The organism is Citrobacter sp. Cpo032 (assembly GCF_030332975.1).
GTDB lineage: Bacteria > Pseudomonadota > Gammaproteobacteria > Enterobacterales > Enterobacteriaceae > Citrobacter > Citrobacter portucalensis.
Map to the genome: position 1 here is coordinate 24431 of NZ_JAOWGU010000048.1, position 15166 is coordinate 39596.

At 52.3% G+C, this 15166-nt stretch carries 13 protein-coding genes and 1 pseudogene; 10 read left to right on the forward strand and 4 right to left on the reverse strand.

What is annotated here, in order from left to right; translation table 11 throughout:
* The first annotated feature begins 177 nt into the window (after window positions 1-177).
* Together OGY33_RS18050 and OGY33_RS18055 are read left to right on the forward strand one after the other, a co-directional pair.
* Window positions 178-503: pseudogene (locus OGY33_RS18050) on the forward strand (type II toxin-antitoxin system RelE/ParE family toxin).
* The gene (locus OGY33_RS18055) at window positions 500-838 is read left to right on the forward strand and encodes a helix-turn-helix domain-containing protein (RefSeq protein ID WP_008786903.1); all 339 of its coding nucleotides are present in this window, start codon (window positions 500-502) and stop codon (window positions 836-838) included. Before OGY33_RS18050 ends, OGY33_RS18055 begins: the two are co-directional and overlap by 4 nt.
* 13 nt (window positions 839-851) lie before the next feature.
* Here OGY33_RS18055 and rtcR read toward each other — a convergent pair whose 3' ends face one another.
* A complete protein-coding gene (gene rtcR, locus OGY33_RS18060) occupies window positions 852-2438 on the reverse strand; it encodes an RNA repair transcriptional activator RtcR (protein ID WP_191238944.1) in 1587 nt (528 codons plus the stop codon).
* A gap of 450 nt (window positions 2439-2888) precedes the next feature.
* Here rtcR and OGY33_RS18065 point away from each other — a divergent pair, with 450 nt between their 5' ends.
* Window positions 2889-4016 (forward strand): slipin family protein, encoded by a 1128-nt coding sequence (locus tag OGY33_RS18065; RefSeq protein ID WP_048236364.1) that lies wholly within the window; start codon window positions 2889-2891, stop codon window positions 4014-4016.
* 5 nt (window positions 4017-4021) lie between these two features.
* The gene (locus OGY33_RS18070) at window positions 4022-4807 is read left to right on the forward strand and encodes a nucleotidyltransferase domain-containing protein (RefSeq protein ID WP_168978985.1); all 786 of its coding nucleotides are present in this window, start codon (window positions 4022-4024) and stop codon (window positions 4805-4807) included.
* A gap of 42 nt (window positions 4808-4849) precedes the next feature.
* On the opposite strand, the gene lysC is transcribed toward OGY33_RS18070, so the two are convergent.
* A complete protein-coding gene (gene lysC, locus OGY33_RS18075; RefSeq protein WP_032942084.1) occupies window positions 4850-6199 on the reverse strand; it encodes a lysine-sensitive aspartokinase 3 in 1350 nt (449 codons plus the stop codon).
* Between the two features lie 314 nt (window positions 6200-6513).
* On the opposite strand from lysC, the gene pgi reads away from it, so the two are divergent.
* The 5 genes from pgi to OGY33_RS18100 all read left to right on the forward strand — a co-directional run bounded on the left by pgi (window position 6514) and on the right by OGY33_RS18100 (window position 12384).
* Complete coding sequence (pgi, locus tag OGY33_RS18080; RefSeq protein WP_003826559.1) at window positions 6514-8163, forward strand: glucose-6-phosphate isomerase; 1650 nt, start codon at window positions 6514-6516, stop codon at window positions 8161-8163.
* Between the two features lie 391 nt (window positions 8164-8554).
* The gene (gene yjbE, locus OGY33_RS18085) at window positions 8555-8797 is read left to right on the forward strand and encodes an exopolysaccharide production protein YjbE (RefSeq protein WP_003826562.1); all 243 of its coding nucleotides are present in this window, start codon (window positions 8555-8557) and stop codon (window positions 8795-8797) included.
* 118 nt (window positions 8798-8915) lie between these two features.
* The gene (locus OGY33_RS18090) at window positions 8916-9554 is read left to right on the forward strand and encodes a YjbF family lipoprotein (RefSeq protein WP_191238943.1); all 639 of its coding nucleotides are present in this window, start codon (window positions 8916-8918) and stop codon (window positions 9552-9554) included.
* Complete coding sequence (locus OGY33_RS18095) at window positions 9551-10288, forward strand: capsule biosynthesis GfcC family protein (RefSeq protein WP_191238942.1); 738 nt, start codon at window positions 9551-9553, stop codon at window positions 10286-10288. Before OGY33_RS18090 ends, OGY33_RS18095 begins: the two co-directional genes overlap by 4 nt.
* The gene (locus tag OGY33_RS18100; RefSeq protein WP_168978983.1) at window positions 10288-12384 is read left to right on the forward strand and encodes a YjbH domain-containing protein; all 2097 of its coding nucleotides are present in this window, start codon (window positions 10288-10290) and stop codon (window positions 12382-12384) included. Before OGY33_RS18095 ends, OGY33_RS18100 begins: the two co-directional genes overlap by 1 nt.
* 97 nt (window positions 12385-12481) lie before the next feature.
* Here the strand turns inward: OGY33_RS18100 and OGY33_RS18105 are convergent, their stop codons facing one another.
* Window positions 12482-12934 (reverse strand): acyltransferase, encoded by a 453-nt coding sequence (locus OGY33_RS18105; RefSeq protein ID WP_008786912.1) that lies wholly within the window; start codon window positions 12932-12934, stop codon window positions 12482-12484.
* A 138-nt stretch (window positions 12935-13072) separates the two neighbouring features.
* Between OGY33_RS18105 and psiE the strand changes: the two genes are divergently transcribed.
* Entirely contained in the window at window positions 13073-13483 is a 411-nt protein-coding gene (gene psiE, locus OGY33_RS18110) for a phosphate-starvation-inducible protein PsiE (protein ID WP_003031674.1), read from the forward strand.
* 45 nt (window positions 13484-13528) lie between these two features.
* On the opposite strand, the gene xylE is transcribed toward psiE, so the two are convergent.
* Complete coding sequence (gene xylE / locus OGY33_RS18115; RefSeq protein WP_032942091.1) at window positions 13529-15004, reverse strand: D-xylose transporter XylE; 1476 nt, start codon at window positions 15002-15004, stop codon at window positions 13529-13531.
* Between the last annotated feature and the right edge of the window lie 162 nt (window positions 15005-15166).

Consider the following 15166-nt stretch of genomic DNA (forward strand, 5'->3'; position numbering starts at 1 on the left):
AATTCGTGCAGAATAAAACTAATCCTGAAAGAGCCTCGCAAAATATAGCTTGTTGAAGTGACGGAATTTCTATTCTGATTTAGCGTAATGACAGGAAAACGTGTGGGTTACGCATTTTATTGTTTGTATAAAATTTTATACAAGGATGTGTGATGCTTTCAATAAAGCGGAAAGCCCATTGTCTGGATTGGCAGTTCATTTGATGATTTACGAAGCTTTCCTGAAGATATACGTAAAACCGCTGGTTTTCAGCTACATCGTTTACAGGCTGGATTAGAAGCTGCTGACTGGAAGCCGATGCCAGAGATAGGTCGAGGTGTTGAGGAGGTAAGGCTCAGGTATGAATCTGCGCATACCGAATCATCTACATTGCTCGCTATGCTAACGCGGTCTATGTAATGCATTGTTTCAATAAAAAGACGAAACGTACTTCTGAGCACGATAAACACATTGCTAAAGTTAGATATCGAACCGCTTTGCAAGAAGACAGGAATCAGAAATGAACAATACCGTTGATAATAAGGTTCGCCATGTAACCTCTCCGGATGTCAATATTTTTGCCGAACTGGGGTTTGCAGAAGCGGAAGCGAAGAGCTTAAAGCATGATGCTGAATGCGAGGTCGAACAACTCATTCGCCTGAAGCAGCAGTTGATGCAAGAAATTTCCGGATGGATTGATGAAAACCATCTGAAACAAGCGGAAGCTGCTGTGAAACTGAATATTTCCCGGCCCCGTGTTTCAGATGTTGTTAATCAGAAAACCAACAAATTTACCCTTGATGCGCTGGTCATGATGCTGGTGAAGTTAGGAAAACCAGTAACAGTTCAGATTGGGTAATGTTAGATATTGTTTATTGTATCTGATCGCTGCGAACGCTTTCCCAGCTCAGCCCGAAGCGGGCGAGATATTTTCGCAAGCGGTCTGCATCGTTAGGATTGGCTTTTTTCTGCCGTGAGACGGCAAACAGTTCGCGTCCGGCTTCCGACAGCGACGCGCTGCGGCGGCACACTTCCAGTACCGTTTCTAACTGGCGGCGATCGAAAAGGTCAATGTCTATGTTCAGTTCCGGTTGCGAAGCGGCAATCTGCCAACTCTCTTTTAACAGCGCAATTTCTTCTTCGACAAGGGATAAGGTGATGCGTCCCTGTTCGGCAAGCGTCGCCATTCGCGCGATGGATGAACTTAGCTCGCGAAAATTGCCGCGCCACTGCGCCTGTGGGGAGCAGGCAAATGCCAGATAACAAGCACGTGCCTCTTTGTCGAAACGGATCTGCATCTGTTTACTGCTGGAAAAACGGTGTAGCTCATACTCGACGTTCGGAGCGATATCTTCCCGCCGCTGCGCCAGACCGGGCAGGGCGAAGTTCCACATATTGATACGCGCGTAGAGATCTTCGCGAAAACGGCCCTCGGCGACCCATTGCTGCATGTCGCGATGGGTTCCGGCAATCAGCTGAAAATCGCTCTGTACTTCTTTGTCCGATCCAAACGGGAAAAAGGTTTTTTCTTCAATCGCTTTTAGCAGCATGGCCTGTTCGTCTAACCCCAGTTCGGCTATCTCATCGAGAAACAGCACGCCGCCATCCGCTTCTCGCAGTAGTCCGCCGCGCGCCGTGAGTGCGCCAGTAAATGCCCCTTTCACGTGACCGAACAACGTTGACATCGCGTTGTCGCCACGCAGGGTTGCGCAGTTGACGGCGACCAGTTTTCCCGCCACCAGATGCCGCGACTGGCGTAGCTGAAAAATACGTTTCGCCAGAAAGGATTTACCCGCGCCGGTGGGGCCGGTGAGCAGGATCGGGTCGGTCGAACGTAGAGCCACACGCTCAATTCGATCGATCAGTTTATTGAAGGTGGCGTTGCGCGTATCAATCCCTGCCTTCAGAAAAGAGACTGACTGCTGCTGTTCGCGCTGAAAACGACTGGTGAGCGTGGCGTAGCGGCTTAAATCGAGATCGATTATCGAGCAAACGCCGGCGGCGACGGCCTCATCCGATGAACCGGCTGGTGCCGGGCTGGTTTGCAGCAGGCTGGCGGGCAGGTAGCGGGCTTCCGTTAGCAGAAACCAGCAGATCTGCGCGACGTGCGTCCCGGTGGTGATGTGCACCAGATACTCTTCGTTTTCTGTATCAAAGCTGTAGTGGGTGGCGAAGTCGAGAAAGGCGGCGTAGACCTCTTCAAAATCCCAGGGGTCGTTAATAGTCACGGCATGCGGGCGTACTTCGGTGTCAGGTGAGAGCAGCGCGACGTCTTCAATCAACCTTTGCGCCATGCCTTCATCGCGTGGCTGGTGGAGTAGTTCCAGTCTGTCGACAGGGAAATCAGGCTGTTGGCACAATCCAACCGTGGAGCGCCACTTTTTAAACCGATTGGCGCGTTTACCGCGTTTGTCCAGCACCGTACCCAGTACGCCAATTACAACCCGCCGCTTTTTCATGGTTTATCCAAAAAGATAAGTTAAGAGATTAAAAGATAAAAAAATTAACCGAGTGAGACAACTGCCAATATTGGCGACAACAATTAAATTTATATAAATCAATTTATTAAAAATAAATTCTGACGATTTTCATTTCTGGCACGCTTCTGGCAATAACTCTTACGTCAATCACGCTGAAAACGCAGGGGGTTAAACCCCGCCGGCACGTCAGGAACGGCACAGGCTGTTTTCCGGGAGTGTTCCGTCAGCCGCTGACACACAGTGGGTTCGATTCCCAATTTCATCCTCCGAATGAAAACTGGTTGTTAATCATAGAAATAAAACGGAGCGATGCGCAGTTAGCACGCTCCAGAACAGGCTGCCGGTAAAGATGCCGTGCGACAGGCAAAAGGGAATTCCCCTGCCGCTTCGCCCCTGCACCCGCACCTGACTCACAATAAGGAATAAAAAATGAAGAAAAAAATCACTATTCGTAAAGGCCAGCTTGGCCTGTTATCCCGACAGGGTGATTACTATCAGGTACTGGATGCAGGTGAACACCGTTTGCCATGGTTTAACACACCGGATGTTCTGGTGATCAATACCGATGGCAGCGAAATTCCGGAAGCGCTTGCGGAGTATTTACGTCGCTTCCAGCCAGCATGGGTGGAGCAGTACTGTGTGGTGGCCGATTTAACCGATACCGAAGCGGGTGCGCTGTATGTGAACGGCGTCTTGCAGGAAATTTTGCCACCGGGAACGCGCCGTCTGTATTGGCGCGCAGAGGAAGCACTGAAGCTGGTGCGTATGGATACGCGTCAGGTTTCGGTACCGGTTGAGGTGATGAATGCAGTGCTACAGCCACGACGTAACGGTACGGTGAAAGGTCGTGAAGCTATCTTAACGGTACAGGTTCCTGCGTGGCATGTTGGTGTGCTGAAAATTGATGGCGAAACCCAGACGCTGTTGCCGCCGGGGTTGACCGCATACTGGAAGGTAAACCATCTGATTGAAGCCGAAGTTGTTGATACTCGTTTACAGGTACTGGAGGTCGGTGGACAAGAGATCCTGACCAAGGATAAGGTCAACCTGCGTTTAAATCTGGCCGCAAACTGGCGTTATGGAGATGTGTTGCTGGCTTTTGGCCAACTAACCAAACCGCTGGATCACCTTTACCGCGAATTGCAGTTTGCCCTGCGGGAAGCGGTGGGAACGCGCACGCTGGACGAGCTGCTGGAAGATAAGCAGGTGATCGATGAGGTGGTGAGCGCACAGGTGAAAGCCCGAATGACGCCGTTTGGTATAGAGGTCGCTTCGCTCGGCGTGAAAGATATTGTCCTGCCGGGGGATATGAAGGCCATCCTGTCCCAACTGGTTGAAGCTGAGAAATCCGCCCAGGCCAACGTGATCCGCCGTCGTGAAGAGACTGCCGCGACGCGATCGCTGTTGAATACCGCGAAAGTGATGGAAAACAACCCGGTGGCGCTGCGCTTAAAAGAGCTGGAAACCCTTGAAAGAGTCGCTGAACGTATCGATAAAATCTCGGTGTTCGGAGGCCTGGACCAGGTGCTGCACGGCCTTGTGAACATAAAAGGATAAGAATAATGAGCTACAACACAGTGGACGGCGCGATGCGCGAAAGGGTATTGCGCCAGCTAAAAGAGGTAGAGCAGCGCTATGGCGTCAGGGTGCTGTATGCCTGTGAATCCGGCAGTCGTGGCTGGGGATTTGCCTCGCCGGACAGCGACTACGACGTGCGATTTCTCTATGTTCATCCGCCTGAGTGGTATCTGCGGGTTGAAGCGCCACGAGATGTTATCGAGTTGCCGATAGATGATGAGCTGGACGTCTGCGGCTGGGAATGGCGCAAGGCGCTGGGATTACTGAAAGGCGCAAACCCTACGCTTATTGAGTGGCTGGATTCGCCAGTGGTCTATCAACAGGATGAAGTGACCGTGTCGGCGCTGAAAGCGTTGGTGCCCAAATGGTTTTCCCCGCTACGTGCCCGCTGGCACTACTACTCGATGGCGCGGAAAAACTTCCGTGGCTATCTGCAAGGTGACGACGTGCGATTGAAAAAGTACTTTTACGTCATTCGCCCGCTGCTGGCGGTGCGTTGGGTGGAGGAGGGGAAAGGCGTGCCACCGATGCGTTTTGCCGATCTGCTGGCGGGAAGTGAACTGGATGCGCCATTGCGTCAGGAAATTGATGAGCTGCTGGAGCGCAAGCAGTGTGCGGGTGAAGCGGAATACGGCCCGCGTCGTCCACTGTTGCATGCGTTTATCCGCGCCGAGCTGGAAAGAGGAGAGATTCCGCCGACGTTACCGGATAGTCGGGAAGGCGATGTCAGGGAGTTGGACAGATTGTTATATGAAACGGTGATGCGGTGAAAATGCCCGATGGGACAAGAGCCATCGGGCGTTGGCATCTACTCACTCAAACAAATTATGGTGCAGCTTCTGTACCACCTGTTCGGCTTCAGTACCGGGCACCAGGAAGCACAGGTTATGGCTGGACGCGCCGTAGCAAATCATGCGGATGTTGAATGGCTCCAGTACGCCGAACACCTCTTTACCCACGCCACAGGCTTTGGACAGGTCGTTGCCAATCAGTGCCACCAGCGCCAGGCCTTCTTCCACTTCAACCCGACACAGGGCAGACAGTTCCATCAGCAGAGACTGTGTTAACAGTGTATCGCCGGTGGAGGTCGAACCGGTGGTATCCAGCGTCAGCGCCACGCTGACTTCGGATGTGGTAATTAAATCGACCGAAATATTGTGGCGTGCCAGAATGCCGAACACTTCCGCCAAAAAGCCGCGAGAGTGCAGCATATTCAGGCTATGCAGCGTCAGCAGCGTTTGCTTACGACGCAGTGCCAGCGCCCGGAACAGCGGTGGATTCGCGGTTTTATTGCATACCAGCGTACCGCCTGCTTTTGGATCCTTACTGGAGCCAACAAACACCGGGATATCGCTACGTACGGCAGGTAACAACGTTGCCGGGTGCAGCACTTTCGCGCCAAAGGTCGCCATTTCTGCGGCCTCTTCAAAGGCGATTTCATCAATACGCTGCGCCGCCGGAACAACGCGGGGATCGGTCGTGTAAATGCCAGGAACATCGGTCCAGATATCGACGCGCGTGGCGTGCAGCGCTTCGGCCAGCAGGGCAGCCGTATAATCGCTCCCGCCGCGCCCCAACGTGGTGGTGCGGCCTTTACCTTCACTGCCGATAAAGCCCTGAGTAATCACCAGACCTTCGCTCAGACGCGGGGCCAACTGGAGCGTTGCCAGTTCGGCCAGCGCCGCGACGTCAGGTTCTGCGCGGCCAAAACGATCGTTGGTGCGCATCACTTTACGTACGTCAAACCACTGCGCCTGCACGTTGCGTTCACGCAGGATCTCGACGAACAGCAGGGTAGACATCAGTTCACCGTGGCTAACCAGTTCGTCGGTCAGCGCGGTTGAGGTCGCCAGTGACGCTGCTTCTGCCAGCGTGGTGATGTTTTCCAGCAGACGGTCGATCTCTTCACGTATCACGTTTGGATAACGCAGGCGTTCCAGAATATTGAACTGAATTTGACGAATGGCATCGAGTTTTTCGAAGCGCGCGGTTGGCTCCAGCCCTTCAGCCAGTGCGACCAGCAGGTTGGTGATTCCCGCAGAAGCGGAAAGTACCACTACACGGACGTTAGCATCAGAAAGTACTACATCAGCGCTGCGATTCATGGCATCAAAATCCGCCACGCTGGTACCGCCAAATTTGGAGACAACTACATCAGTCATAACTACCTCGTGTCAGGGAATGAATAGAGCGACCATGGCACATAAGGCAGAACAGAAACCGGTGCAGGCGCAAATGCAAATACCGTATTTATAAATAAAATGTGTAGCTTGCACTGTCAACGCTGGGATTATGCGGATTTTTCATGCTGCAACTGCGTTGAGTAACGGTACTAATAACAACGCTGATAACCGCTATACTTTTTAGCCACGTTTGGCGGATGCCCTGGCAATGGCATTAAAACAATCACACTTTTCTGTGACTGGCGTTACAATCGATCTCAGTCACAATTCTCAAAATCAGAAGAGTATTGCTAATGAAAAACATCAATCCAACGCAGACCTCAGCCTGGCAGGCACTACAAAAACACTTTGAAGAAATGAAAGACGTTACTATCGCGGATCTTTTCGCGAAAGATAGCGATCGTTTCACTAAGTTTTCCGCGACGTTTGACGATTTGATGCTGGTGGATTTCTCCAAAAACCGCATCACTGAAGAGACGCTGGCTAAACTGCAGGATCTGGCGAAAGAAACCGATTTGGCGGGTGCCATCAAGTCCATGTTCTCCGGTGAGAAAATCAACCGCACTGAAGACCGTGCCGTGCTGCACGTGGCGCTACGCAACCGTAGCAATACGCCTATCATCGTTGACGGCAAAGATGTCATGCCGGAAGTGAATGCTGTGCTGGAGAAGATGAAATCCTTCTCTGAAGCGATCATCTCCGGAAGCTGGAAAGGCTATACCGGTAAAGCCATCACTGATGTAGTAAACATCGGTATCGGCGGTTCTGACCTCGGCCCGTTCATGGTGACTGAAGCGCTGCGTCCGTACAAAAATCACCTGAACATGCACTTTGTGTCTAACGTCGATGGTACGCACATTGCCGAAGTGCTGAAGAAAGTGAACCCGGAAACCACGCTGTTCCTGGTCGCTTCCAAAACCTTCACCACCCAGGAAACCATGACCAACGCCCACAGCGCGCGTGATTGGTTCCTGGCGACCGCAGGCGACAACAAGCACGTTGCCAAACACTTCGCTGCGCTCTCCACTAACGGTAAAGCGGTTGGCGAGTTTGGTATTGATACTGCCAATATGTTCGAGTTCTGGGACTGGGTTGGCGGTCGTTACTCCCTGTGGTCTGCAATCGGTCTGTCCATCATCCTGTCCGTAGGCTTCGACAACTTTGTTGAGCTGCTCTCCGGCGCGCATGCGATGGACAAACACTTCTCCACCACTCCGGCTGAGAAAAACCTGCCGGTGCTGCTGGCGCTGATCGGTATCTGGTACAACAACTTCTTCGGTGCCGAAACCGAAGCGATTCTGCCGTATGACCAGTATATGCACCGTTTCGCGGCCTACTTCCAGCAGGGTAACATGGAATCCAACGGTAAATACGTTGACCGTAACGGCAATGCGGTGGATTACCAGACTGGCCCAATCATCTGGGGTGAGCCGGGTACTAACGGCCAGCATGCGTTCTACCAGCTGATCCACCAGGGCACCAAAATGGTTCCATGCGATTTCATCGCGCCGGCTATCACCCACAACCCGCTGTCGGATCACCATCCGAAACTGCTGTCTAACTTCTTCGCGCAAACCGAAGCGCTGGCATTCGGTAAATCTCGTGAAGTGGTTGAGCAGGAATACCGCGACCAGGGTAAAGATCCGGCAACGTTGGACCACGTTGTGCCGTTCAAAGTGTTCGAAGGTAACCGCCCAACGAACTCCATTCTGCTGCGCGAAATCACGCCGTTCAGCCTGGGTGCGCTGATTGCACTGTACGAACACAAAATCTTCACTCAGGGCGCTATCCTGAACATCTTCACCTTTGACCAGTGGGGCGTTGAGCTGGGCAAACAGCTGGCGAACCGCATTCTGCCAGAGCTGAAAGATGGTTCCGAAGTGAGCAGCCACGACAGTTCTACCAACGGTTTGATTAACCGTTATAAGTCCTGGCGTGCCTGATAGCACACACTTGTAGGCCGGATAAGGCGTTTAGCCGCATCCGGCATTAATGAAATAAAAAGCCGATATTAATATCGGCTTTTTTATAAGAATGCTCCAGGATATCTACGTTTTAACTTCATACTTTAATTGAGCTTAATCCTAAAATAATTTTATTAATGTTATTCAATTTCTGATGTTTTCGGATTTACCGGATATTGCATTTTAATTTTTATATTTTAATTTATTGATTTAATTGTTTTTGTTGTATTTTTTAATCATTTTTCCTTTCGTTATCTAATTATCCTAAATTCCCGCGTGGCGTAATTTGCACACTTTGGCTTGTGTATACTCGATCTCGCCCGAAATTCTTTTGGGTAAATCTCCATTCATACAATGAAGGGAATTTGTGATGAAAAAAGTTCTGTATGGCCTGTGGGCTATATCTGCGCTTGCGGCGACTTCTGTCTATGCCGCCCCCGTTCAGGTGGGTGAGGCAGCAGGGTCGGCTGCCGCGTCGGTTTCGGCAGGAAGTTCCTCCGCAACCAGCGTGAGCACCGTAAGTTCTGCAGTGGGGGTCGCCCTGGCGGCGACCGGTGGCGGCGATGGTTCTAATACCGGAACCACAACCACCACAACCACCAGTACCCAGTAATAAAGGTACGTTTAATTCTAACCACACTTCGGTGTGGTTATTTTGAATTGCCAAAAGTATGTGGGATTTGTAGGCCGGATAAGCGTTGCGCCACCCGGCAATAATGCGGAGAAACGTCGTGAAGCGACCAGCGCTCATAATGGTTTGCCTGTTACTGCAGGCGTGCTCAGCCACCACCGAAGAGTTGGGGCATTCGCTGTGGGATAGCGTGTTTGGTACTCCCGGCGTACAGATGACGGACGATGAAATCCAAAATATGCCCTACGCCAGCCAGTATATGCAGCTAAACGGCGGTCCCCAACTGTTTGTGGTACTCGCGTTTGCGGAAAACGGACAGCAGAAATGGGTGACTCAGGATCGGGCTATTCTCGTCACGCAGCATGGGCGCATTGTGAAAACGCATCTCGGCGGGGGCAACCTAATTGAGGTGAATAATCTGGCGGAAGACCCACTCATCAAACCCAATCAGATAGTCGATGGCGCAACGTGGACCCGCACAATGGGCTGGACTGAACATCAGCAGGTACGCTATGCCACCGCGCGATCGGTTTTCAAATGGGATGGCGCAGACACCATCAAGGTCGGCAGCGATGACACCCCGGTACGGATCCTCGATGAAGAGATAACTACCGATCAAACGCGCTGGCATAACCGCTACTGGATCGACAGTGAAGGGCAGATTCGCCAGTCGGAACAGTATCTTGGCGCGCATTACTTCCCGGTGAAAACCACGCTGATTAAGGCGGCAAAATCATGATCAAACGAGCCGTTATGGCGCTGCTGTTGGGCCTGAGCGCAGCGTCTGTTTTTGCTGCGGGCAGCGTTAAGGTCTTTACCTCCGCCAGCGAAGAGCCAAAAACGCTGACCGGGGCCGAACATCTGCTCGACCTGGTTGGACAGCCGCGGTTGAGCAATAGCTGGTGGCCCGGAGCGGTCATCAGCGAAGAGCGGGCAACGGCGGCGGCAGAACGCCAACAGCAGACATTACTGGCTCGTCTGGCAGCGCTGAGTGCTGAAGAAAGCGGTGACGATGCCGAGGCTATCAACACATTACGCCAGCGGATTCAGGCGCTGAAGGTGACCGGCAGGCAGATGATTAATCTTGACCCGGATGTTGTGCGCGTCAGCGAGCGAGGCAACCCGCCGTTGCAGGGCAATTACACGCTGTGGGTCGGAGCGCAGCCAACGCATATCACGCTGTTTGGCCTGCTAAGCCATCCGGGTAAACAACCGTTTATGCCCGGGCGTGATGTTGCCAGTTATCTCGATGGGCAAAGTCGGCTCAGCGGCGCGGATCGTAGCTTCGCCTGGGTTATCTATCCTGACGGGCGCACGCAAAAAGTACCGGTCGCTTACTGGAACAAACGTCACGTTGAGCCGATGCCCGGCAGCATCATTTATGTCGGACTCTCTGATGCTGTCTGGAGCAGCACCCCGGATGAAATTAATGCCGACATTCTTCGCACCCTGACCCAGCGGATACCCGAATAATGAGAAAAACTTACCTGCTCAGCTTACTGGCGCTGGGCGTAAGCGTTGCCTGCCACGGTGAAACCTGGCCCGCGCCCATTGGACCTTCGCAGTCCGATTTTGGCGGCGTGGGGCTGCTGCAAACCCCAACCGCACGCATGGCACGTGAGGGCGAAATGAGCCTCAATTACCGCGATAACGATCAGTACCGCTACTACTCTGCGTCGGTGCAGCTCTTCCCGTGGCTGGAAACCACGCTGCGCTACACCGATGTGCGTACCAAAAAATACAGTAGCGTGGAGTCGTTTTCTGGCGATCAGACTTACAAGGATAAAGCTTTTGATCTCAAACTACGACTGTGGGAAGAGAGCTACTGGATGCCGCAGGTGGCGGTTGGCGCGCGAGATATTGGCGGAACTGGCCTGTTCGATGCGGAGTATATTGTGGCGAATAAAGCCTGGGGGCCGTTTGATTTCTCGCTTGGCCTGGGCTGGGGATATCTCGGGACCAGCGGTAACGTCAGCAATCCGTTTTGCTCATACAGCGATAAATTCTGCTATCGCGATAACAGCTACAAGCAGGCCGGTTCTATTGACGGCAGCCAGATGTTCCACGGCCCGGCATCACTGTTTGGCGGCGTCGAGTATCAGACACCCTGGCAGCCGTTGCGTCTGAAACTGGAGTATGAGGGAAACAATTACCAGCAGGATTTTGCGGGCAAGCTGGATCAGAAGAGCAAGTTTAACGTCGGCGCTATTTATCGCGTCACCGATTGGGCCGACGTTAACCTCAGCTATGAGCGCGGGAACACCTTTATGTTTGGGGTCACGCTGCGGACTAACTTCAACGATCTGCGGCCAAACTATAACGACAACGCCCGCCCGAAATATCAGCCACAGCCGCAGGATGCCATCCTGCAACATTCGGTGGTGGCGAATCAGCTAACGCTGCTGAAATATAACGCCGGACTGGCCGATCCTAAAATTCAGGTGCAGGGCGATACGCTGTATGTGACCGGTGAACAGGTGAAATACCGTGATTCGCGCGAAGGGATCGAACGTGCCAACCGGATCGTGATGAACGATCTTCCCGACGGGATCCGCACGATCCGTATTACGGAAAATCGTCTTAACTTGCCGCAGGTGACGACCGAAACGGAGGTTTCCAGCCTCAAGCGTCATCTGGAAGGTGAACCGTTGGGCCATGAAACCCAGCTGGCGCAAAAACGTGTTGAGCCCGTGGTGCCGAAAAAGACCGAGCAGGGCTGGTATATCGATAAGTCACGCTTCGATTTCCACATCGATCCGGTGCTTAACCAGTCGGTGGGCGGCCCGGAAAACTTCTATATGTATCAGTTGGGCGTGATGGGAACGGCGGATTGGTGGGTTACCGATCACCTGCTGACCACCGGGAGTTTGTTCGCCAACCTCGCCAATAACTATGACAAATTTAACTACACCAACCCGCCGCAGGATTCGCATTTGCCACGAGTGCGTACCCATGTGCGCGAGTATGTGCAAAACGATGTCTACGTGAATAACCTACAGGCCAACTACTTCCAGTCACTCGGAAACGGGTTCTACGGACAGGTTTACGCTGGTTATCTGGAAACCATGTACGGCGGAGCGGGGGCAGAAGTGCTGTATCGTCCGCTGGACAGCAACTGGGCGTTTGGTGTTGATGCCAACTACGTGAAACAGCGTGACTGGCGTAGCGCGCAGGACATGATGAAATTCACCGACTACAGCGTGAAGACCGGGCATTTGACGGCGTACTGGAATCCGTCATTCGCTCAGGATGTACTGGTGAAAGCCAGCGTGGGCCAGTATCTGGCGGGAGATAAGGGCGGAACGCTGGAAGTGGCGAAGCGCTTTGACAGCGGCGTTGTGGTAGGCGGCTATGCGACCATCACCGACGCCTCGCCGGATGAGTACGGAGAGGGTGATTTTACCAAAGGGGTGTACGTATCCGTGCCGCTGGATCTGTTCTCGTCAGGTCCGACCCGCAGCCGTGCGGCGATTGGCTGGACGCCGCTAACGCGAGATGGCGGCCAGCAGCTTGGACGTAAGTTTGGTTTGTACGACATGACCAGCGACAGAAGTGAAAACTTCCGTTAATCGAGCCGTTTGCCAGCCGGATGGCGCTACGCTTATCCGGCCTACAAACTGCCTGTACTGCAGGCCGGATAAGGCATTTACGCCGTCAGCAGGCAAGTTACAGGCGACGCAATAATTTTGCCGGGTTTCCTGCATACACGCCTTTCTCGGTGATCGATTTGGTCACCACGCTCCCCGCACCGATGACCGCGCCATCGCAGATGGTGACCGCCAGAATGGTCGCTCCACTGCCGATTGAGACATCGTTGCCAATCGAAATTCTTCCCCAACTGTTGCGGTCGGCGTTGGGTTTTCCTTCGCGAAACATATCGTTGGCGAACATCACGCCATGACCGATAAAACAGCGGGCGCCCAGGGTGACATATTCGCAGATGAAGGTGTGCGACTGAATTTTGCTGTCTGCGCCAATTTGCGTATTACCCTGGATTTCAACAAATGGCCCGACAAAAACGTTGTCACCCAATGTGCAATTGTAGAGATTTGCGGGTTCATAAATTACCACGTTCTCACCGCAGGTCACGTTGCGGACAGCGGATTGTCTTAGCTGCATACTTCATCCTGTGAAATGTGTCGTGACATTCATCATTCCCCGCTGACCTTTCTTGCACAAAACATAAACAAAAAATGTAGATCTCTGTCACATTTTTGCGTTATACATGAACCTCGCCACTGAGTAAGAGGTGCTGTTATGACGTCGCTATCTCGTCCGCGAGTGGAGTTTATCTCCACCATCTTACAGACCGTGTTGAATCTGGGACTGCTGAGTCTGGGCCTGATCCTGGTTGTATTCCTCGGGAAAGAAACGCTGCATCTGGCGGATGTGCTGTTCGCGCCGGAACAAACCAGCAAGTATGAGCTGGTGGAAGGGCTGGTGGTTTACTTCCTCTATTTTGAATTTATCGCGCTGATTGTGAAGTACTTTCAGTCGGGGTTTCACTTTCCGTTGCGCTATTTTGTTTATATCGGGATCACCGCGATTGTGCGGTTGATCATTGTCGATCATAAAGCACCGATGGATGTGCTGATCTATTCCGCGGCGATCCTGCTGCTGGTGATCACCTTGTGGCTGTGTAATTCAAAACGGCTGAAGCGAGAGTAAAAGACAACACGCCGCAATCGGGCTGCGGCGTGTTGCAGGTCAGGATTACTGCGCAGAGGCAGGCTGGGTTTTCTCTGCGGCGGGTTCCCACAGTTCTTCAAGTTCTTCCAGCGTTTTGCCTTTGGTTTCCGGTACAAACTTCCACATAAACAGCGCCGCCAGAATACCCATACAACCGTAAATCCAGTAGGAGAAACCGTTGTGAAAATGGGAAACCAGCCACGAATTTTTGTCCATCATCGGGAAGGTCCAGGAGACGAAATAGTTCGCCAGCCATTGTGCGGCCACCGCAATGGCGAGCGCTTTGCCGCGAATCGCATTGGGGAAGATTTCTGCCAGCAGCACCCAGCAAACCGGTCCCCAGGACATGGCGAATGCGGCGACGTAAAACAGCATCGACAGCAGTGCAACCAGCCCGGAAGCCTGGGTATAAAACGCGGTACCGAGGCTGAACATACCGATGGCCATGCCCAGAGCGCCAATAATCTGCAGCGGTTTGCGACCAAATTTATCCACCGTCATAATCGCCAGCACGGTAAAGCTCAGGTTGATCACGCCAACAATGATGGTCTGTAACAGCGCCACATCGGTGCTGGCTCCCAGCGTTTTAAACACCTCTGGGGCGTAGTAGAGCACGACGTTAATACCGACGAATTGCTGGAAGATAGACAGCATTACGCCGATGACGATAACGCCTGCGCCAAACATCAGCAGGCGACCACCGGTTTTACGACCATGGTCCAGAGACTGATTGATCTCCTGCATGGCCTGGGTGGCGAGGGTGCTGCCCATAATTTTGCGCAGAATACCTTCCGCCTGCTCGTGTCTGCCACGCGCCATTAGCCAGCGCGGGCTTTCTGGCACGGTGTACAGCAGCAGTAAAAACAGCAGGGCGGGAATACTTTCGGACGCAAACATATAGCGCCAGCCATCGGTATTCAACCAGTTAGCGTCGCCAGAACGGGCGATAAAATAGTTAACGCAATACACCAACAGTTGACCAAAAATAATGGCGAATTGGTTAAATGACACCAGTTTTCCACGAATATGTGCGGGTGCCAGTTCAGCAATATACATTGGTGAGAGCATTGAGGCTAAACCTACGCCAATACCACCAATGATACGATAAATAACAAATTCGGGAACGTATCCGGCCAAATAAACAGGTACGGAATTATCAGGATTAATCGTCGTAAAGCCTAATTCCGGCCAGGCGGAACCAATACCGGAAATAAAGAACAGCAGAGCCGCAATTTTCAGCGAGTCCCGGCGGCCAAACCGGTTACTGCAATAGCCGCCCAGTGCACCGCCGATGATGCAGCCTATCAACGCACTGGCGACGCAAAAGCCCAACAGCGAGTTGGCGGCGGATTCACTTAAATGTTGTGGCGCGACAAACACAGTATTCAGGGATTCTACCGTTCCGGATATGACCGCAGTGTCGTAGCCGAATAATAGCCCTCCTAACGTTGCCACTAATGTAATCGAAAAAATATAACTGGAATTATATTGAGAGTTCATTCAGACCTGCCTTAGAGGATACAGCTCTTTTGATCAGTGTCGTGATGGTGAATTTAACAGGCAGGGAAGACAATTATCATTTTTTACATTGCAATTACGTTTTGTCTTTTCTGTGATCTTAATTCTGTTTAATTTATCTATATTCAGACAGGAAATAGAATT

Bases quoted from the DNA above. Each gene is read 5' to 3' on its own strand.
- OGY33_RS18055 (WP_008786903.1), top strand. From the start codon at position 500: ATGAACAATACCGTTGATAATAAGGTTCGCCATGTAACCTCTCCGGAT.
- rtcR (WP_191238944.1), bottom strand. From the start codon at position 2,438: ATGAAAAAGCGGCGGGTTGTAATTGGCGTACTGGGTACGGTGCTGGAC.
- OGY33_RS18065 (WP_048236364.1), top strand. From the start codon at position 2,889: ATGAAGAAAAAAATCACTATTCGTAAAGGCCAGCTTGGCCTGTTATCC.
- OGY33_RS18070 (WP_168978985.1), top strand. From the start codon at position 4,022: ATGAGCTACAACACAGTGGACGGCGCGATGCGCGAAAGGGTATTGCGC.
- lysC (WP_032942084.1), bottom strand. From the start codon at position 6,199: ATGACTGATGTAGTTGTCTCCAAATTTGGCGGTACCAGCGTGGCGGAT.
- pgi (WP_003826559.1), top strand. From the start codon at position 6,514: ATGAAAAACATCAATCCAACGCAGACCTCAGCCTGGCAGGCACTACAA.
- yjbE (WP_003826562.1), top strand. From the start codon at position 8,555: ATGAAAAAAGTTCTGTATGGCCTGTGGGCTATATCTGCGCTTGCGGCG.
- OGY33_RS18095 (WP_191238942.1), top strand. From the start codon at position 9,551: ATGATCAAACGAGCCGTTATGGCGCTGCTGTTGGGCCTGAGCGCAGCG.
- OGY33_RS18100 (WP_168978983.1), top strand. From the start codon at position 10,288: ATGAGAAAAACTTACCTGCTCAGCTTACTGGCGCTGGGCGTAAGCGTT.
- OGY33_RS18105 (WP_008786912.1), bottom strand. From the start codon at position 12,934: ATGCAGCTAAGACAATCCGCTGTCCGCAACGTGACCTGCGGTGAGAAC.
- psiE (WP_003031674.1), top strand. From the start codon at position 13,073: ATGACGTCGCTATCTCGTCCGCGAGTGGAGTTTATCTCCACCATCTTA.
- xylE (WP_032942091.1), bottom strand. From the start codon at position 15,004: ATGAACTCTCAATATAATTCCAGTTATATTTTTTCGATTACATTAGTG.